At 70.4% G+C, this 18,238-nt stretch carries 19 protein-coding genes; 10 read left to right on the forward strand and 9 right to left on the reverse strand.

Features of this window, described 5'->3' with window-relative positions; translation table 11 throughout:
• The first annotated feature begins 49 nt into the window (after nucleotides 1–49).
• Nucleotides 50–1,120, forward strand: a complete 1,071-nt coding sequence (locus ABZ857_RS28440; RefSeq protein ID WP_357048359.1) for a WYL domain-containing protein — start codon at nucleotides 50–52, stop codon at nucleotides 1,118–1,120.
• Here ABZ857_RS28440 and ABZ857_RS28445 read toward each other — a convergent pair.
• Nucleotides 1,022–1,543 (reverse strand): helix-turn-helix domain-containing protein, encoded by a 522-nt coding sequence (locus tag ABZ857_RS28445; RefSeq protein ID WP_357048362.1) that lies wholly within the window; start codon nucleotides 1,541–1,543, stop codon nucleotides 1,022–1,024. The genes ABZ857_RS28440 and ABZ857_RS28445 overlap by 99 nt on opposite strands.
• Before the next feature lie 95 nt (nucleotides 1,544–1,638).
• Here ABZ857_RS28445 and ABZ857_RS28450 point away from each other — a divergent pair, with 95 nt between their 5' ends.
• On the forward strand, nucleotides 1,639–1,980 hold the full coding sequence (locus ABZ857_RS28450; RefSeq protein WP_357048364.1) for a hypothetical protein: 342 nt from the start codon (nucleotides 1,639–1,641) through the stop codon (nucleotides 1,978–1,980).
• 13 nt (nucleotides 1,981–1,993) lie between these two features.
• A complete protein-coding gene (locus ABZ857_RS28455) occupies nucleotides 1,994–3,034 on the forward strand; it encodes an alpha/beta fold hydrolase (protein WP_357048367.1) in 1,041 nt (346 codons plus the stop codon).
• A 51-nt stretch (nucleotides 3,035–3,085) separates the two neighbouring features.
• Here ABZ857_RS28455 and ABZ857_RS28460 read toward each other — a convergent pair whose 3' ends face one another.
• Entirely contained in the window at nucleotides 3,086–3,904 is an 819-nt protein-coding gene (locus tag ABZ857_RS28460; protein WP_357048369.1) for an oxidoreductase, read from the reverse strand.
• 224 nt (nucleotides 3,905–4,128) lie between these two features.
• Here ABZ857_RS28460 and ABZ857_RS28465 point away from each other — a divergent pair, with 224 nt between their 5' ends.
• On the forward strand, nucleotides 4,129–4,839 hold the full coding sequence (locus ABZ857_RS28465) for a helix-turn-helix domain-containing protein (RefSeq protein WP_357048372.1): 711 nt from the start codon (nucleotides 4,129–4,131) through the stop codon (nucleotides 4,837–4,839).
• A 34-nt stretch (nucleotides 4,840–4,873) separates the two neighbouring features.
• Here the strand turns inward: ABZ857_RS28465 and ABZ857_RS28470 are convergent, their stop codons facing one another.
• Nucleotides 4,874–5,719, reverse strand: a complete 846-nt coding sequence (locus ABZ857_RS28470) for a PIG-L family deacetylase (protein ID WP_357048375.1) — start codon at nucleotides 5,717–5,719, stop codon at nucleotides 4,874–4,876.
• 80 nt (nucleotides 5,720–5,799) lie between these two features.
• On the opposite strand from ABZ857_RS28470, the gene ABZ857_RS28475 reads away from it, so the two are divergent.
• Nucleotides 5,800–6,279: a hypothetical protein gene (locus tag ABZ857_RS28475; protein WP_357048378.1), complete on the forward strand. Its 480-nt coding sequence runs from the start codon at nucleotides 5,800–5,802 to the stop codon at nucleotides 6,277–6,279.
• Here ABZ857_RS28475 and ABZ857_RS28480 read toward each other — a convergent pair.
• Complete coding sequence (locus ABZ857_RS28480) at nucleotides 6,276–7,475, reverse strand: MFS transporter (protein ID WP_357048380.1); 1,200 nt, start codon at nucleotides 7,473–7,475, stop codon at nucleotides 6,276–6,278. The genes ABZ857_RS28475 and ABZ857_RS28480 overlap by 4 nt on opposite strands.
• A 138-nt stretch (nucleotides 7,476–7,613) precedes the next feature.
• Here ABZ857_RS28480 and ABZ857_RS28485 point away from each other — a divergent pair, with 138 nt between their 5' ends.
• Nucleotides 7,614–8,294 carry an alpha/beta hydrolase gene (locus ABZ857_RS28485; RefSeq protein ID WP_357048383.1) on the forward strand — a complete coding sequence of 227 codons (681 nt, stop codon included), beginning with the start codon at nucleotides 7,614–7,616 and terminating at the stop codon, nucleotides 8,292–8,294.
• Between the two features lie 130 nt (nucleotides 8,295–8,424).
• Here the strand turns inward: ABZ857_RS28485 and ABZ857_RS28490 are convergent, their stop codons facing one another.
• Nucleotides 8,425–8,985 carry a TetR family transcriptional regulator gene (locus tag ABZ857_RS28490; protein WP_357048386.1) on the reverse strand — a complete coding sequence of 187 codons (561 nt, stop codon included), beginning with the start codon at nucleotides 8,983–8,985 and terminating at the stop codon, nucleotides 8,425–8,427.
• Nucleotides 8,986–9,022: 37 nt separating this feature from the next.
• On the opposite strand from ABZ857_RS28490, the gene ABZ857_RS28495 reads away from it, so the two are divergent.
• The 3 genes from ABZ857_RS28495 (at nucleotide 9,023) to ABZ857_RS28505 (ending at nucleotide 12,435) form a co-directional block, all read left to right on the forward strand.
• On the forward strand, nucleotides 9,023–10,063 hold the full coding sequence (locus ABZ857_RS28495; protein WP_357048389.1) for an epoxide hydrolase family protein: 1,041 nt from the start codon (nucleotides 9,023–9,025) through the stop codon (nucleotides 10,061–10,063).
• A gap of 128 nt (nucleotides 10,064–10,191) precedes the next feature.
• Nucleotides 10,192–11,037 (forward strand): MBL fold metallo-hydrolase, encoded by an 846-nt coding sequence (locus ABZ857_RS28500; RefSeq protein WP_357048392.1) that lies wholly within the window; start codon nucleotides 10,192–10,194, stop codon nucleotides 11,035–11,037.
• A 168-nt stretch (nucleotides 11,038–11,205) separates the two neighbouring features.
• The gene (locus tag ABZ857_RS28505) at nucleotides 11,206–12,435 is read left to right on the forward strand and encodes a family 16 glycosylhydrolase (protein ID WP_357048395.1); all 1,230 of its coding nucleotides are present in this window, start codon (nucleotides 11,206–11,208) and stop codon (nucleotides 12,433–12,435) included.
• A 61-nt stretch (nucleotides 12,436–12,496) separates the two neighbouring features.
• On the opposite strand, the gene ABZ857_RS28510 is transcribed toward ABZ857_RS28505, so the two are convergent.
• The 3 genes from ABZ857_RS28510 to ABZ857_RS28520 are packed head-to-tail and all read right to left on the reverse strand — an operon-like array spanning nucleotide 12,497 to nucleotide 14,812.
• The gene (locus ABZ857_RS28510) at nucleotides 12,497–13,597 is read right to left on the reverse strand and encodes a hypothetical protein (RefSeq protein ID WP_357048398.1); all 1,101 of its coding nucleotides are present in this window, start codon (nucleotides 13,595–13,597) and stop codon (nucleotides 12,497–12,499) included.
• 48 nt (nucleotides 13,598–13,645) lie between these two features.
• Nucleotides 13,646–14,521, reverse strand: coding sequence for an NUDIX domain-containing protein (locus ABZ857_RS28515; protein WP_357048401.1), 876 nt, complete (start codon nucleotides 14,519–14,521; stop codon nucleotides 13,646–13,648).
• Nucleotides 14,522–14,560: 39 nt separating this feature from the next.
• Nucleotides 14,561–14,812 (reverse strand): hypothetical protein, encoded by a 252-nt coding sequence (locus ABZ857_RS28520; protein ID WP_357048404.1) that lies wholly within the window; start codon nucleotides 14,810–14,812, stop codon nucleotides 14,561–14,563.
• A 757-nt stretch (nucleotides 14,813–15,569) separates the two neighbouring features.
• Here ABZ857_RS28520 and ABZ857_RS28525 point away from each other — a divergent pair.
• Entirely contained in the window at nucleotides 15,570–17,180 is a 1,611-nt protein-coding gene (locus ABZ857_RS28525; RefSeq protein WP_357048417.1) for a cellulose-binding domain-containing protein, read from the forward strand.
• A 114-nt stretch (nucleotides 17,181–17,294) separates the two neighbouring features.
• On the opposite strand, the gene ABZ857_RS28530 is transcribed toward ABZ857_RS28525, so the two are convergent.
• Nucleotides 17,295–17,738, reverse strand: coding sequence for a hypothetical protein (locus ABZ857_RS28530; protein WP_357048407.1), 444 nt, complete (start codon nucleotides 17,736–17,738; stop codon nucleotides 17,295–17,297).
• Nucleotides 17,739–18,238 lie beyond the last annotated feature (500 nt).

Raw genomic sequence — 18,238 nt, forward strand, 5'->3', positions numbered from 1 at the left:
CTACGGTGCATTCCGGACGATCCACTTCCGGAATGTGACGGGTTGCCGAATGACACACGACGAGAGCCCGACCGCCCGGACACTCCTGCTCCTCGAACTGATCCAGAACAGCCCGGGCATCACGGCGGAACGGCTGGCCGGCCGGCTCGGCGTCTCCGAGCGAGCGGCCCGGCGTTACGTCGGCATCCTGCGCGAGGCAGGCATCCCGATCGAGTCCGAACGCGGCCCCTACGGGGGATACCGCGTCGGCCGGGGGCTCCGGCTGCCTCCCCTGATGTTCACGCCGGCCGAGGCGCTCGGGCTGGTCATGGCCGTGCTGGATGGACACAGTGACTCGCCGGACCCGGCCGATCCCGTGGGCAGCGCGCTCGGCAAGATCATGCGGGTGCTCCCCGAGGCGGTCGCCGGGCCGGCCGAGGCGGTGCGGAGCCTGAGCACGAGACACCCCGAGCCCGGGGCCAGGACTCCCAGCCCCGAGAGCACCGCCGTCCTCGTCCAGGCCTGCGCCGCGCGGCGCAGGCTGCGGCTCGGATATCGCATCCGCCCAGGCGAGGAGCGGGTCATGGAGGTCGACCCGTGGGCCGTCGTCGTACGCCGTGGCCGGTGGTATCTCCTGTGCTGGTCGCACACGAAGAACGCCCGCCGGGTGCTCCGGGTGGACAAGGTGGCGGGCGTCGAGGTTCTCGACGCTCCGGTCGCCCCTCCGGCCGATCTCGACCCGGCGGAGATGCTGGAAGACCATCTCTCGGCGGGGTGGCGCTACAAGGTGGAGGTCGTCGTCGACGCGCCCGCCGACGCCGTGGCCGAGTGGATCCCGCGCAGCCTGGGCCGCCGCGAGCCGATCGACGCGACCAGCACGCGCCTGGTCGGCAGCACGGACGAACCGGACTGGTACGTCCGGCAGCTCACGGCGATCCGGGCGCCCTTCCGCATCGTCGGGTCACGCGAACTGCGGGAGGCCGCCGAAGCCCTGGGACGGCGCCTCCTCCAGGCCGGCGCTCGCTCCTCGGCGGGGGACGTTTCAGGCCGGCATGACGATGGTGGACAGGAGGCGCCGGGTGCGGCCCGGTGCGGGCTGGTTGGCGAGCCTCGGGACGAGCACCTCTTTGAGATCCCGTAGGAAGTCCAGGAACTCCTCGTCGCTGAGATACATGGCCGCCTGCCGGAACCCCACGCCGTCACGGCCCATGTCGATCTCGTCGCGGCTGAGGTAGCGGTCGAAGTCGGCCAGCAGCAGTGCGACGAACGTCATGAACGCCTGACGGTGCTCCTCCGCGCCCAGCCCGGCCGCCTCCTCGGCGCTGACGTTCGCGTTGGCCGTACGCAGCCGGTAGGTCCGTTCGAAGGTGCCCCGCACCTTGCGCTCCTCCGCGATCTCCAGAACCTCGCCCTCGACCAGCGCCGCGACCTGCCTGTAGAGGGTCGCCGGCGGCACGTCGGGGAGTTCCGCGCGCAGGTCGGCCGTCGTCAGCATCCGCTCGCCCAGGAGCGCCTGGACGATGCGCAGCCGGATGGGGTGCAGCAGCAACTCGGCCGTCGTCATGGCTCCATGTTCCCACACATGGTTCTCACATTTGACATCATTCTCATAAACGAGAACAATCGTCCTCACCGAAGCGACAACCTGCGAGGAGTGCCATGAGCACCGTGACCATCACCGCCGACGCCGTCGAAGTGCGGCTCACCACCGTGGAGAAGGCCGCCGCCCTGCGCGCCGACCTGCATGTTCCGCGGTCGATGGTCCGGTCCGCGGAGATCGTGGACGACGCGCTCGGCGCGGCCCGCGGCGTACGGACCGGCCTCGGCGTGCCCGGCCGGCGCAAGCTCGGCACCTGGCACAGCCGGATGGGCAGGGAGTTCGTGGATGTGCGCGACGGTCAGCCGGCGGTGCGGATCCACCTCGACGGGCACGGCTACGCCTCCCTGCTGCTGGGCGTGGACGACCCGCACACCGTGGTCGCCGCCCTCGCCTGCTCCTGAGACGGTCGACATGATGCGCGACATCGGCCTCGCCTTCGCCTCGGGCGGCGAGCGGCTCGCCGGCACGCTGACCCTGCCCGACGGCGACGGGCCCTTCCCCGCAGTACTGCTGGTTCCCGGCTCGGGGCCGGTCGACCGTGACTCCGATCACCGGCGCCTCCCCCTCGGGGTGACCCGTCAGCTTGCCGAGGCGTTCGCGGTGGCCGGGATCGCGTCCCTCCGCTACGACAAGCGTGGGGTGGGGGCCAGCACCGGCGATTTCCTGGCGGCAGGGTTGCGCGACAACATGGACGACGCCCGGTCCGCGCTGGCCGCGCTGCGCGGACGCCCGGAGATCGACTCCGGGCGCGTGGCGCTGGCCGGGCACAGCGAGGGCGCGCTGATCGCGGCGAACCTCGCTGCCCACGATCCCGCTGCCCACGATCCCGCTGCCCACGATCCCGCTGCCCACGATCCCGCCGCCCACGATCCCGCCGCCCACGATCCCGCCGCCCACGACCCCGCCGCTCACGACCCCGGGGTGGCGGCGGTCGTGCTGCTGGCCGGCACCGCCAGGAGCGGCGCGGAGACGCTGCGCTGGCAGGCCGCGCGTCTCGCGCCGACCCTGCCGGCGTTCGTCCGCGCCGTGCTGCGCCTCACCCGCACCGACCTGGTCGCCAAGGTGACGAAGAACCACGAGCGCATCCGCCGTACGACGACCGACGTCGCCCGCATCGGCGGAGTCCGGGTGAACGCCCGGTGGACCCGCGAGTTCCTCGACCACGATCCCGCGGCCGACCTCGCCCGGATCCAGGCGCCGGTGCTGGCCCTCACGGGAGACAAGGATCTCCAGGTGAACCCGGAGGACCTGGCCCGCATGGCGGAGCTGGTGCCGGGACCGATCGAGACCCATGTGATCGCCGATCTCAGCCACATCCTGCGCAGGCAGCCCGGATCGCCGTCGCTGCGCGCGTACCGGCGTGAGGCGCGCGAGCCGATCGACGCCCAGGTCAGGGAGCTCGTCACCGGCTGGCTCGCGGCGGAGCTGTCGTCCCCGGCGCGAGACGCGCCGTGAGCCCCGTACGGCCGTCCCGCCGGGCAGTGATCGACCGCGAAGCGGGGCCGGTTACCTGATGGAGCCGGTGACGAGCTTGTCGAACTCGCGGTCCGGCAGCGTCCTGTTGAGTTCGAGCAGCTTGTCGGCCATCCAGCCGACGGCGTAGCGGGTCCTGGGCTTGCCGGCTTCGACGGCCTCGCGGATGGCCGCGGCCACGACGCCGGGATCGGAGGCCTGGCTGTCCACGCCGAGTTGCGTCTCGCTCCGCCTGGCCATGGCCTCGGCCATCGACCCGTAGGCGGTCGCACCGGAGATCTCCCGCAGGTCCTGCGCGGTGCGATCCTCGAACCCGGTCTTGATGATCCCGGGCTGGATGATCACGACCTCGATGCCGAACTGCTCGACCTCCATGCGCAACGAGTCGGAGTACGCCTCCAGAGCGTGTTTCGCGGCGTAGTACCAGCAGCCGAGCGGCAACGCGATCTCGCCGCCGATCGACGACACGTTGACGATCGTGCCGGACTCCCGCTCGCGCATGTGCGGCAGGACGAGCTGGATCAGCCTGGCCGGTGCGAAGAGGTTCACCTCGAACTGGTCGCGCGCCAGCTCCAGGGGGACGTCTTCGGCCGCACCGTGCACCACGGTGCCGGCGTTGTTGACCAGGACGTCGATCCGGCCCTGCTCCTCGACGACGGTGCGGACGACCCGCTCCAGGTCGGCGGGGTCGCGCGCGTCCATCGGGAGAACGTGGCCGCCGGCGTCGCCGATGACGTCCATGTTCCGCACCCGCCTGGCCGCGCCGTACACGATGTGGCCCGCCCGCAGGAGTTCCAGCGCGGTGGCCCTGCCGATGCCGGACGAGGCTCCGGTGACGAGTACGACCTTCATGATCAAACCTCCCGGATGGGATTCCGTGGATCGGCACGGACGCCGTTCACGACTGGGGAGGCTACGGACGCCTTTTGTGTCACGGCAACGAGCTCTTCATGTATGCGCAGCTGGGCGACGTTTGATTGGTGCAAAGAGCTGTCGCAGAATGCACCGGATGCTCCGTCGTGTCGCATCCGGCCGCAGCCGATCAGGACGATCCGGTGAACGACGAGGGGGATCGGATGGCCGCACGAAGCCGCCTGAGCTTCGAGGACCGCCGCCGCATCGCGGAAGGGCTGAGGGACGGGCTGACCTACGCGGAGATCGCCCGGCGGCTGGGGCGGCCCAGGTCCACCGTCAGCCGCGAGATCTCTCGCAATGGCGGCCCGCACGGTTATCGGGCCCACCGCGCCCAGCAGGCGACGAACTGGCGCGCCCGCCGTCGCCGGCCGGTCTCCCCGCCCGAACCCCCGGACACGTACGGGGACCGGGACGCCCGCACGGTCCAGGAGTTCACCGAGGACTTCACCGGCATGATGGTCCAGACGGGGATGTCACCGCTGACGGCCAGGGTGTTCGCCGCGCTGTTCGTCAGCGACGGCGCCAGCCTGACCACCGCGGAGCTGGTCCAACGTCTCCACGTGAGCCCGGCGTCGATCTCCAGGGCCATCCGCTGGCTCGAGCAGCGCGGCCTGGTCAGCCGCACACGTGAGGCTCGGCGCGAGCGTTACGACGTCGACGTCGACGTGTGGTACCGCACCTGGTCGGAGAGCGCCAGGTCGATGGCGCTGTGGGCGGACACCACACGGCGTGGGGCGGACGTCTTCGGCACCGGCACGCCGGTGGGCCTGCGGCTGCACACGACCAGCAGGTTCTTCGAGCTCCTCAGCCACGACATGGCGCAGGCCGCCGAGCACTGGCGGCAGGTCCTCTCCCTCCGGCACCGGCCTTGAGAGACCGGTCGGAGCCGGCCGAGTGGGCGCGAACTCAGCGGAGGCCGGCGAACAGGTCGTCTTCCCGGTCGGGGGCGGCCACCCGGGACGTCGTCCGGATGAAGAACTCGCGCGAGAAGGCCTGGTGCTGGGCTTCCGGCGGCATCTTCAGGAAGGGGATGTTCTCGCCCTGGCTCGCGTGCGCCTGCAGGGCCTTCAGCTTGTTCTCCACGTACGGCGAGACGTCCACGACGCTGGTGATGAGCTCGTCGGGCGTGCCGAAGTCGTCGGGGAGTTCGAAGTCGTCCGGGGCCATGCCGTTCGCCCGCATGAACTCGAACATCTGCCGGATGCCCTCACGCGGCACGGCGGTGTAGTAGAACTTGTCCGGAATGCCGGTCATCTCGGCCGCCGCGACCGCGATGCGGTGGGCCTGGATGTGGTCGGGGTGTCCGTAGTTGCCGTTCTCGTCGTAGGTGACGATCACCTGGGGACGGTAGCGCTCCATCAGCGCGGCGAGCCTGGCGGCGGCCGTCTCGACCGGGACGTTCGCGAACGCGTCGGGGTGGCCGTTGCCGTCCCAGCCGTCCATGCCGGAGTCGCGGTAGCCGAGCAGCTCCAGGTGATCGATGCCGAGGTGGGCGACCGACTCGCGCAACTCGGCCAGCCGCCGCTCGGCGACCGCGGCGTCGTCGTGGCCGGGCTCGCCCGGCTTCACCCCGCCGGGGCCGTCCCCCTGCTCGCCGTTGGTGCACGTCACCAGGACCGTACGGATCCCCTCGGCGGTGTACTTGGCGAGGATCCCGCCGGTGCCGATCACCTCGTCGTCGGGGTGCGCGTGCACGGCCATCAGGGTGAGCTCTCGGTCCATTCCGTCCCCCGGGGTGTCGTTTACCGTCACCCGCACGACCCTATATCGCCCGTTGACCCGCGCGCGGGAGCGTGCCGTTTCAGCCGCCCCGGCCCGGTTAGGCGACCGCTATGGGGATTTATAGGGACATGGTGGCGGGAGCGGTCGCGGGAGCGGCCGGGACGACCGTGCTCAACGCGATCACCTACCTGGACATGGCGGTGCGCGCGCGGCCGGCGAGCTCGCTGCCGGAGCAGGCGGCCGGCGCCGTCAGCGAGCGGCTCCACGTCGACCTCGGCGAGGAGGAGGACGCCCGCAACCGGGAGCAGGGGCTCGGGCCGATGCTCGGCATCCTCACCGGCGTCGGTGTGGGCCTGGCCTACGGCTTGTTCCGCCACGCCGTACGGCGCGGGGTCAGCCTCCCGGCCGCGGCGACCGGGGTGGGCATGGCCGCGGCGGTCGCGGGCAGCGCGCCGATGACCGCGCTCGGGCTGACCGACCCGCGTGAGTGGGGCGTCAGCGGCTGGTTGGCCGACCTGGTCCCCCACCTCGGGTACGGCCTCGCCACGGTCGCCGCGTTCGAACTGACCAGGTCGTCCCGCCGCCGCTAGGAGGCGGTGCGGGGGGCCGGGTTCATGCGGCCCACCACCAGCCACCAGAAGAGCAGTTGCAGCAGGGCGAGCGCCACGGCGAAGGGCGGCAGCGTCCAGACCCCGACGCCCTGCGCGATCGCCCCGGCCAGCCACGGGAACACCGCGCCGCCGACCACCGACACTCCGTTCAGCAGCCCGATCGCCGTGGGCACCAGCCGGGTCACGGTGAGCCGCGGCGCGACGGCCATCGTCGTGGGGAAGATCGGCCCGAGCCAGAAGCCGAGCAGCACGAAGCTCACGCTGGCCACCACGCCGCCCGGCGCGATCCAGGCCAGAACCGTGCTGACGGTGATGCCGGCCAGGCAGACGAAGGTCATCCCGGTCGCGGTCATGCCGAGCCTGGTGGCCGCCGGGCTGATCAGGAAGCGCCCGAGAGCGAGCCCGAGCCAGTAGCCGGAGACGGTGTATCCGGCCAGCAGGCTTCCCTGCCCGTGCTCGTCGACCAGGAAGGTGAACCCCCAGTTGCCCACGCTGAGCTCCAGGCCGACGTACACGGCCAGGAACACCGCGCCCAGCAGGACGGCGGGCTGCCGCGACGCGGTGGCCAGCAGGCCCGGACGCTCCGCCTGCTCCTCGGCCGACGCGGGCGGCGGGGCCTCGCGGGCGGGCAGGGTCAGATGGAAGCCGGCCAGCAGCGGCAGGCACACCAGGGCCAGGACCAGCCACACGGCCGTCCACGGCAGGAAGGTCAGGATCCAGGTGGCCAGCAGCGGCCCGAGCAGCGCGCCGACGCCGAAGAACGCGTGCAGGCGGTTGAGCAGCGTCGTCGCTCCCGGCAGATCGGTGAGGTAGGCGTTCAGCACCGATTCGAGGATGCCGGTGCCGTACCCGGCCAGGATCTGGACCGCCACGAAGGCCAGGAACGGCGGGCGTACGGCCGAGTAGAGGCCGGCCAGCACGAACGTGCCGCCGCCGAGGATGAGCGAGGCCCGGATCCCGAAGCGGTGGATCAGCGGGCCGGCGGTCGACCCGGCCAGCATGAACCCGGCCGAGAAGGTGAAGAACTGCGTGCCGACCGTGGCCTTGTCGAGGCCGTAGTCGTCGATCTGCGCCGGCAGCAGCACCCCGCCCACGCCGGCGCTCAGGCCGACGAGGATGAAGGTGACGTAGGAGAGGGCGACCGGCGCCCACAGTCCACGCCGCAGTGCGGACACCTGACCTCCCGCGTACGAGCAGCCTCCCGGCCACCCGGCATGCGGGATCGGCCGTATCCGTGATCAACGGTGATCCCGTTTTCCGGCGTCATGCTACTTGGTGTGCCTATTACTCCCATAGGGGGTTATCGTCGCGATGTGACGGATCACGCGGTGGTTCAGGCCGACGGCATCGGGATCGCGTACCGGACGTACGGCCCGGACGACGCCCCGCCGCTGATCCTGCTGCACGGTCTGGGCGAGGGCATGGCCGGCTGGGACGGCGTGGCCGGTGCGCTGGCCGCCGACCGCCGCGTGTACGCGCTCGACCTGCGCGGCCACGGTGCCAGCGACTGGCCGGGAGACTACGGCCTGGAACTCATGCGCGACGACGTCCTCGCCTTCCTCGACGCGCTGTCGCTGGGCACGGTGGACGTGATCGGGCACTCGATGGGCGGCATCGTGGCCTACCTGCTCGCCGCGGAGCGGCCGGGCCGCGTGCGGACGCTGGTCCTGGAGGACGTCCCGCTCCCCGTGCCGCGCGAGCCGCCCCCGCTCGTACGGCCGGAGGAGCCCCTGCCGTTCGACTGGGCCATGGTGGAGGCGACAAGGCCCCAGATCGACCGCCCCGACCCGGCGTGGCTGGAGCGGCTGGGCCGGATCACCGCCCGCACGCTCGTCATCGGCGGCGGGCCGGACAGCCACATCCCCCAGGAACGGGTCGCCGAGATGGCCCGCCGCATCCCCGGCGCGGAGCACGTCACGATCCCGGCCGGGCACCTGATTCACGAGAACGCCCCCGAGGCCTTCGTCCGCGAGGTCGCGGCCTTCCTCGGCTAGCGCCTGGCCAAGAACGTTCAGGTGTTGGATGACACGCCGTCCGGCCTGTCGGATGGGCGGTGTCGTGGCGGCGGCCCGACCCCCGCACCTCAAACCTTCTTGGTCGCGCCGTCATTCTTGCCGTCGTGCATCATCCGCCGGCGAGGCGTTGGATGGTGGCGCTCAGCCATGCTTGGAGATCAGCGGGGTCGCCGAGCTCGGAACGCAGGACCCGGCGGCGGGTCGAGACGCCGAGCACGAAGGCGTCGATCGCTGCGGCTCGGCTGCGGGCCTCCGCATCGTCCAGGCCGCTGTCGCGCAGGTAGCGGTGCAGCGGCTCCAGCGAGTTCGTGTCGAGGAAGGCGGCCAGCGCCTCCGCCGCCTCCGGGCGTTCGCCGGACGCGCGTTGCAGCACGAGCAGCGGATCCTCCCCGGGTGCACAGAACCAGCGCTGGACGATGCTCGCCGCGAGGCGCGAACCCAGTGTGGAACGGTCGCCGTCGAAGGAGCCGGAGACCGGGATCTCCACCCGGGTCGCCGCCAGGAAAAGGCCATCCTTGCCGCCGAAATAGCGCGTGATGAGGTTGGGCGACACGCCGGCCGCGTCGGCCACGCCTTTGACCGTGGTCGCCGCGTACCCGTGCTGGGCGAACTGGCGTTGCGCGTGCTCCAGGATCCGCTGCCTGGTGGCGGCCGCATTGCGCGAGGTCATGTGTACGAGCATACACATCATGTGTACGCTGATACACATGAACGACGAGATGCGGGAACGACTCCAGCGGACGCGGCGTGTCACGATCCCCTGGAGTGACGACGAGACGCGCGGCATCAGCGGCACCCACCTCGACGAACTGCTCGAACGCTGGGCGAACGGGTACGACTGGGGCGTGCACGAGCGCCGCATCGGCGCGTTCCCCTGGGTGACGGTGCAGGCGGGCGACACCGACCTGCGTGTGATCCACCAGCGGTCCGCGGATCCCGGCGCCCCGGTTGTCGTGCTGCTGCATGGCTGGCCGGACTCGGTGTTGCGGTTCGAGCGCGTCCTGCCTTTGCTCGCGGACACGCACGTGGTGGTTCCCGCGCTGCCGGGCTTCCCATTCGCGGCCCCGCTCACCGTTCCCGGTATGTCGGTCAACCGGATCGCCGGGATCGTCGCGGACGCTCTGGACGAGCTCGGTTACTCGCGTTACACCGTGTCCGGCGGCGACGTGGGTGGCGCCGTCGCGGAAGTCCTCGCGGCCGAACACCCGGACCGGGTGGCCGCCCTGCACCTCACGAACATCGCCCCGCAGCGTGCGCTCACGGCGGACCCGGCCAAGCTCGCGCCCGACGCGGCGGCCTACCTCGGCCGGTCGGCACAGTGGTTCCGTAGCGAGGGCGGGTACATCGCGGAGCAGTCGACGCGGCCGAACACGCTCGCCGTCGCCCTCGGCGACTCACCCGCCGGCCTCGCGGCGTGGATCGTCGAGAAACTGCAGTCCTGGTCCGACGAGTCGGCCTTCACGACGGACGAGCTTCTCACCTGGGTCACCGCCTACTGGGTCACCGGCACGATCGGCACCTCTTTCGCCACCTATGTCGAACCGGTCGCCCTCCCTGACCGGATCGACACGCCGACCGTGCTCTCCGTGTTTCCGCGCGACATCAAACCGGAGCCGCGAAGCTACGCCGAGGCGTTCCTGAACGTTCGCGATTATGTGGAACACCCTGCCGGGGGCCACTTCGCAGCCTGGGAACAGCCCGAGGCTTACGCCGGGGACGTACACCGTGCGGTCAAGCTGGGCGGCTGAAACGGCGCTCGCGCCGCCGTCGCCGCCACCAGCTGATGTGCTGACGGGCCAGCTAGGTAACCGCCCCCCGCTTTCGGGTGATTTGTGGCGGTTTACGTAGCCTGAAAGTCTGGGAGAGGGGAGGCGTCATGCCCGATCCAGCGGACGCGACCGTGTTCTTCGTGGGAAACGCCACCATGATCATCCGTTCTCACGGGTTCACCCTGCTGACGGATCCGAACTTCCTGCACCAGGGACAGCGAGCCCATCTCGGCTGGGGGGTGAGCACCCGCCGCCGCACCGAGCCGGCGATGGAGGTCTCGGAGCTTCCGCCGCTGGATCTGGTCGTGCTGTCGCACATGCACGGCGACCACTGGGACAGGATCGCCAGGAACGGCCTCGACAAGGATCTGCCGATCGTCACCACCCGCCACGCGGCGGCCCGGCTGCGCCGCCAGGGGTTCGGCCACGCCATCGGCCTGGAACCCTGGGAGTACTACCACGAGCGCCACGGGGACGGCACGCTGACGGTGACGGCCACGCCCGCCCGGCACGCGCCGGGCCCGGCGGACGCGCTGATGCCGCCGGTGATGGGGAGCGTGCTCGACTTCGCCCACGCCGGCGAGGTGGACCTGCGCCTGCACATCAGCGGCGACACGGTCATGGACGAGTGCCTGTCGGAGATCCCGCGCCGTTTCCCCGACATCGACGTCGGCATCGTCCACCTCGGCGGCACGCGAATCCTCGGGCTGACGGTGACCATGGACGGCGCTCAGGGGACGGAGTGGCTCAGGCTGATGCAGCCGGAGTCGGCCCTGCCCGTCCACTACGACGACTACGAGGCGTTCGCCTCCCCGCTCAAGGACTTCCAGCAGCACGTCCGGCGCGCGGGGCTGTCGCACCTGGTCCACTACCTCATGCGCGGCGAGACCTACCGCCTTCCCGTACGGCGGGCCGGCGTGCGCCCGCACCGCCCGGTCATCGGGCCCGGCTGACAGGTTCAAGTCAAGGCCTCTTGACAGCCCGCGCAGTGACGGTGTTGCATCTTAATTCAAGCTCTAAAGCTTGCCTGAAGCGCTGGACACCCCGGCGCGCGCCCCCGCACACGGCGACGGCGCGGGCCGGAGATCCTGCTGGCATCCCCCCACCAACCGGAGATCTCCATGCGCAAACCCCGGCTCCTCATCATGGCCGCGGCCATGGTCGTCACCCTGACCGGCGGCCTGGTCGCCGGCACGGGCGCCGACCGGGCCGAAGCCGCCATCGGCCCCGTCACCTGGTCGGACGAGTTCAACGGCGCGGCGGGAACGTCCGTCGACGGCTCCAAGTGGAAGTTCGACATCGGCGGCGGCGGCTGGGGCAACAACGAGTTGGAGTACTACACCAACTCGACCCGCAACGTGTACCACGACGGGCAGGGACACCTCGCGATCACCGCCCGCAAGGAGAACCCCGCCAACTACCAGTGCCACTACGGCACCTGCCAGTACACCTCCGGCCGCATCCTGACCGCCGACAAGTTCAGTCAGGCGTACGGGCGATTCGAGGCGAGCATCAAGATCCCCAAGGGCCAGGGCATCTGGCCGGCGTTCTGGATGCTCGGCGGCGGCAACTGGCCGAACACCGGCGAGATCGACATCATGGAGAACGTCGGCAAGACGCCCAACACCGTCTACGGCACCGTGCACGGCCCCGGTTACTCGGGCGGCAGCGGCGTCGGCGGCAACCGGACGATCGGCGCGCCGCTCGGCGACGCCTTCCACAACTACCGGGTCGACTGGTCGCCCAACCTCATCGTCTGGTACCTCGACGGCTCGGAGTACTTCCGCGTCACCCCGGCCGACATCCGCGGCAACCAGTGGGTGTTCGACCACCCGTTCTTCCTGATCCTGAACGTGGCGGTCGGCGGTTACTGGCCGGGCGACCCCGATTCGACCACGTCGTTCCCGCAGACGATGCTGATCGACTACGTACGCGTCTCCGCGTGGAACGACGACGGGGGATCCGGGACCGGCGGCGCCCTGAAGTCCAACCTGAACGGCCGCTGCGTCGACATCCCGAGCGCGAATCCCGTCGACGGCGCCCGGCTGCAGATGTACGACTGCAACGGCACCCCCGCCCAGCAGTGGACGATCAACGGCGACGGCACGGTCCGCGCGATGGGCAAGTGCATGGACGCCGCGGCTGCGGGCACCGCCAACGGCACGCCGATCCAGCTCTACACGTGCAACGGCACCGGAGCCCAGCGCTTCACGCTCACCCCGGCCGGAGACCTCGTCAACATCCCCGCGAACCGATGTGTGGACATCGTGGACGTGAACCCCGCCAACGGCGCGCGCCTCCAGCTGTGGGACTGCACCGGCGGAGCGAACCAGAAGTGGACCCGCGGTTGAGGGTGTGACCGGCGTGAGAGGCCCGGCGCTGTTCGGCCGGCGCCTCTCACGTCACCCTCGCTCATGGGCTCACCGCCAGCAGCAGGAATGCGGCGAACAGCGTGAGATGGACGCCCGCCTGCAGGAGGGTGGCCCGGCCTGGCACCACGGTCAGCGTCGCCACGACCACCGTCAGCCCGAGCAGCACGATGTGCACCGGGCCGAGCCCGAGCAGCAGCGGCCCCTCCAGCCACAGCGACGCCGCGGCGATCGTCGGAATGGTGAGCCCGATGCTGGCCATGGCCGAGCCGAAGGCGAGGTTCAGGCTGACCTGGACCCGGGCGCGCCGGGCCGCCCGTACGGCGGCGAGGGTCTCCGGCAGCAGCACCAGCAGCGCGATCACGACGCCCACCGCGGACTGGGGAAGGCTCGCCGCGCGTACGGCCACCTCTATGGCGGGGGACTCGACCTTCGCCAGGCCGACCACCGCGATCAGGGCGCTCAGCAGCAGCGCCAGGCTGGTTACGGCGGCGCGCGTGCTCGGCGGGTCGGCGTGCTCGGCGGCGTCCGCGTCCTGGCCGCCGGGCTCCACCGGCAGGAAGTAGTCGCGGTGCCGCACGGTCTGGGTGAGCACGAACAGGCCGTACAACGCGATCGAGGCGAGCGCGGCAAACGTGAGCTGGGCCGGGGCGAAGGCGGGCCCCGGCGTGCTCGTGGTGAACGTCGGCAGGACGAGACTCAGCGTCGACAGCGTGGCGACGGTGGCCAGCGCGCCTCCGGTCCCCTCCGCGTTGAACACCGCCACCCGCCGCCGCAGCGCCGCGACCAGCAGCGACAGGCCGACGATCCCGTTGCAGGTGATCATCACGGCGGCGAACACCGTGTCGCGGGCGAGCGACGACGCGGCCGGTCCTCCGGAGGCGGTGAGGCTGATGATCAGCGCTACCTCGATCACCGTGACCGCCACGGCGAGCACGAGCGACCCGAACGGCTCGCCCACGCGATGGGCGATGACCTCGGCGTGGTGCACGGCCGCGAGCACCGAACTCGCGAGGAAGAGCGCCGCGATCACCACGACGACGGGAGGTATGGTCCGCCCCCACGCCAGCGCGAGCACCACCACGGCGAGGATCGGAATGGTCGCGGTCCAGGTAGTGGCCAGTCGGCGGAAGAGCAGGATCATGTGGTCCATCCTGCCCAAATGGGACGAATGGTAGAGAATTTGTGGATTTCAGAGCTGCTTGAGCAGCCAGCGGGGGCCGGCGACCAAGGCGCCGAGGGCCGTCACCCGCTCGCGCAGCCCTCGGTCGGCGGTGACGACGAGGGCCGTCTCCCAGGACCGCACGCCGCGCACCGTCTCCACGATCGCGTCGTCTCCGCTGCCTCCGGCCACCACCACCGTCAGGTCTCCGGTCACCGGCCCCGGATCGGCCGCGCGGGCCGCCGCCCCTTCGAGCACCACGACCATGCGCGGGAACCATCGGGTCAGGGCGGGAATCCCTTCCGGCATCTCGCCCAGGCCCTGCCCGGAGAGCGGGATCAGCTCGTTGAGCAGGCGGTTCGCGGCCCCCGCACGGTCCTTCCACCATCCGTGCTCGGCGCGCGCGCCGATGATGTTGGCCAGGTCGAGGACGACGACCACCGGGCTCAGCGCGGGCCGGATCCTCGGCCACGAGTCGGCGAAGCCGGGATGCAGCTCCTTCGACACGACCTCGTCGGCCGCCACCCAGCGCATGTCCGCGCTCTCGCCGTTGGCGGGCGCGGCGTCGAGCAGCCCTTCGGCCTCGGCGATCACCGTCTGGAACGACCAGCCGCCGTGGTCGTCGACGTAGAGCCCGCGCACCCGGACGAGTTCGGCGTCCAGCGCCGCCTCCTCCCGCGCCTCGCGCAGCGCGCCGGTGACGGCGTCCTCGTGGCTGTCGCACGCCCCGCCCGGCAGCCCCCACGTCCCGCCGTGATGGCTCCACCAGGCACGCTTCTGCATCAGCACGTACGGCATGCCGTCGAGCGTGTGGTGCACGGTGAGCAGGCCGGCGGCGCCGTACAGTCCCCAGTGCTGGTGCCCCAGCGCGCACAGGGCCCAGCCGTCGCCGTCCTTCGCCGCCATGCACCCATCTTGCCGCAGCCTGCCGAATCGCTCTAACGGTCACCAGTGTTCGAGGGGCACCTCCACCCCGGCGACCAGATCGAAGAGGGTCACTCCGTCCTCGATGCGGACGACCTGGATCTGTGTCGCGAGGCGTACGTCCCGAAGGCGCGTGGCGGCTTCGTGGGCCGTCAGCGCGAAGTGGTAGCGATCGGCCGCGCCCCTGTCGGAAGCGGGCCGGGTTGAGCGGACCTCGAACCGGTCCGGGGGCCAAGCGGGGGGAAGGGGAGCGGAGTGCTGCCAACCGGACATGTCTCTCCCGTCACGCCATCCTGGACAAGCAGTTGACCTGTGGACCGTGGTTGATCGCCAGTGCGTGACGGGGTCGTAGGCCGATCGTTATTAACCGGTAAGCGATCCTTTCCGAGGCGGAGTCCGGAGCCCGTTAGCGTTTGAGCCCTCACTCATGATTCCCCCTTTGTCCGGAGAATCAGGAGATGTCATATCTGGAGAGACGCCCGCTTCCTGCGGCCGGAGGAGCGGGCGTTGTCCTCCCTTTTCTCTCCTCCTTCTCGCGCCGTCGCCGGTGCGGGTGGTGGTGGCTGTTGCCCGATGGCTGTCTCCCATGGGCTCGGATCTGTCCCCTGCCGGTGCATCGGTACCGGCAGGGGGTCGCCGCCGTTGTGAGGAATGAGGTGTCGCGACAGCAGCCGCCCGGTTGAGCGGGGTCTTCGGGTCTTCAACGGCAGTCGCCCGGTGAACGCCGGTCCGCCTGCGGCCGCCGCCCTGCTTCCGGCTTCTCGCCTGAACGTTTCACTCGGCCCCGTTGTCCCGTTCGGCGTCTGCGGCGGTCTCTGCGCAAGTGAGGGCCGTCGTACGCGAAAAGCCGTCGCGGCGCGTCGTTGACCGGCGATCAATGGGCTCGTAGCTTGATGTGCGATGTTCCTGTAGATGGATTTAGTTCAGGTAGATGAATTCCTTGCGGGGCCAGGAGTCATTCCTCGGTCAGGGGCCCTGCACGACCTGCAAGGAGCTCGGTTTGAGAAGCAGAATCAGAACGGGTGCCGGGATGATCGGCGCTCTCGCCGGAGTCGCGGCTCTGGCCGGCGTGGCCACTGCCGGAACGGCGCAGGCCGCGACCGGATGCGCCGTGACCTACACGACCAACGACTGGCCGGGTGGGTTCACCGCCACCATCACGATCCAGAACCTGGGCAGCGCGATCAACGGCTGGACCCTGGGGTTCACCTTCCCCGACAGCGGTCAGAAGGTGGAGACCGGGTGGTCGGCCACCTACAGCCAGAGTGGGCAGAACGTCACGGCCAAGAACGTGGACTACAACGCCGCCATCGCGACCGGAGCGTCATTGTCCATCGGCTTCAACGGCAGCTGGTCGGGGTCCAACCCCAAGCCGGCCTCGTTCACCTTGAACGGCGTCACCTGCACCGGCTCCACCACGACCTCGTCCCCCACACCGACCGCCACCCCCACGCGCTCGCCCTCACCCACCCCCACGCCTTCGCCCTCACCCACGCGCTCGCCGTCGCCGTCGCCGTCGCCTTCGCCTTCGCCGTCGCCCACGACCACACCGTCGAGTGGTGCGCTGTACGTGTCGCCGAACGGCAGGGACGGCGCGGCGGGGACGCAGTCGGACCCGACGACCCTCACCGCGGCGATCACCCGCGTCGCCCCCGGAGGGACGATCTACCTGCGCGGCGGGACGTACAACCTCACACAGACGGTCACCATCGCGCCGGGCAACAACGGCACCTCGAACGCCCGCAAGACCCTGTCCGCCTACCCCGGTGAGACTCCGGTGCTGAACTTCTCGGCCCAGAGCGAGTCCTCGTCGAACCGCGGGCTCGCCGTGAATGGGTCGTACTGGCATGTGTACGGCATCGTCGTCGAGCGGGCCGGTGACAACGGGATCTACGTCGGCGGCAGCAACAACATCATCGAGCGCACCGTGACGCGGTTCAACCGCGACACCGGGCTGCAGCTCGGGCGGATCGCCTCCGACACTCCCCGCGACCAGTGGCCGTCCAACAACCTCATCCTCAGTGCGGAGTCGCACGACAACGCCGACTCCGACGGCGAGGACGCCGACGGCTTCGCCGCCAAGCTCACCACCGGCACCGGCAACGTCTTCCGCTACGCCGTGTCCCACAACAACATCGACGACGGCTGGGACCTCTACACCAAGACGGAGACAGGCGCCATCGACCCGGTCACCATCGAGGACTCCCTGTCCTACGACAACGGCACCCTCACCGACGGCAGCCAGGCCGGCAACGGCGACCGCAACGGCTACAAGCTCGGCGGCGACAAGATTTCCGTCAACCACGTCATCCGGCGCAACATCGCCTACCACAACGGTCACCACGGGTTCACCTACAACAGCAACCCCGGCACGATGTCGATCTCGGACAACGTCGGCATCGACAACACCGAGCGCAACTTCTCCTTCGACGCCGGCACCTCGGTGTTCCGCAACAACACCTCCTGCCGCAGCGGCAGCGGGTCCAACGACAAGATCGTCGGTAACGCCGACAGCTCCAACCAGTTCTGGTCCGGCTCGAACGGATCCCGGTGCTCCTCCTACACGGGCTCCCTGGGCTGGTCCTACGCCTCGGACGGCCGTCTCGTCGTGACCTTCGGCGGCAGGCCGGTCACGCCGTAACCGGTCGTCTCGTCAGTCGGCTGCGCTCCCCGGCGGACTACGGCTCAGCCCTGCCGGTCGTGACCTCTCCCAGGGGCACCGGCGGGGCGAGCCGCCCATCGCCGGACCGGGCCATCAGATCCGGGGAGCGGGCCGCTGCCCTGGGCACGGCGCGCCGACGCCGATGAGCACCTCGTGGGCCACACCGCCGTCAACGCGGACCTGTACCGGAAGGCATCCGGTCGCGCGGACGATGTACCCCCCGGCGAAGGCGATCCACTCGTCCCGCGCTTCGCAGCGGTCCACGACGACACGAGCACCAGGCGACCCCGGGTTGCCCCACACCAGCCAGAACCGGCCGGTCAGTCCCTCCGGCACGGTCAGCTCGACATGTCTTCCACGCCGGACGAGCAGGCCCTGCTTGGCGAAGAACCCCGCACCTCCGCCGGGCGACTTCGCGTCGGACGCCTGGAGGGCCTGCGCCCTGCTCTTACTCGTCGGCAGGGCCACAGCATCGCCGACGACCTGCAGATCGCCGGAGGGAGAGCGTTGCCCGCCGATCGCGTCGTCGCACCGCACAGTCGCAGCGGCTGCGGGAGAGAGCGAGGGCGCAGCCTCTCGCCTCGTCGGCGAAGCGCCGGACGTGCACGCGGCGGTGACCCCGGTCACTACTGCGACCATGACGAAACGACTTCGCATGTGTCCACTCTGCTCGCTGCGGCCTCGCAGCGCACCGGTCTGTCCGACGGACTGTACGGCGGCTCGATGGCCCCTTCCGGTGGCTAGTGGGGTGTCCACGAACCTTGGCCGGGTCGGTCACTGCGCCGGAAGGAACCTCCGGTCCTCGCGAAGCCCGCTCCGCTCCACCCACGAAAATTCCTTCGCGAGCTCGGAATTTCCGCGGGGCCCGGGGTGGGCCTTCGCTGCGGTCCTCGCTCCCTTCCGCTCCGCTCCTCCACCCCGGTGAACGTTGGTGGACAGCGCACTAGGGCGCGTATCGGGTTGTGATCAATATTTGGGATTCGCCCTTGCGGCAGGGTCTGATCCGGTAGGTCGTCGTGTATGACGCGGGCCCAGCT

The sequence above is a fragment of the Microbispora sp. NPDC046933 genome (assembly GCF_040644635.1).
Taxonomy (GTDB): domain Bacteria; phylum Actinomycetota; class Actinomycetes; order Streptosporangiales; family Streptosporangiaceae; genus Microbispora.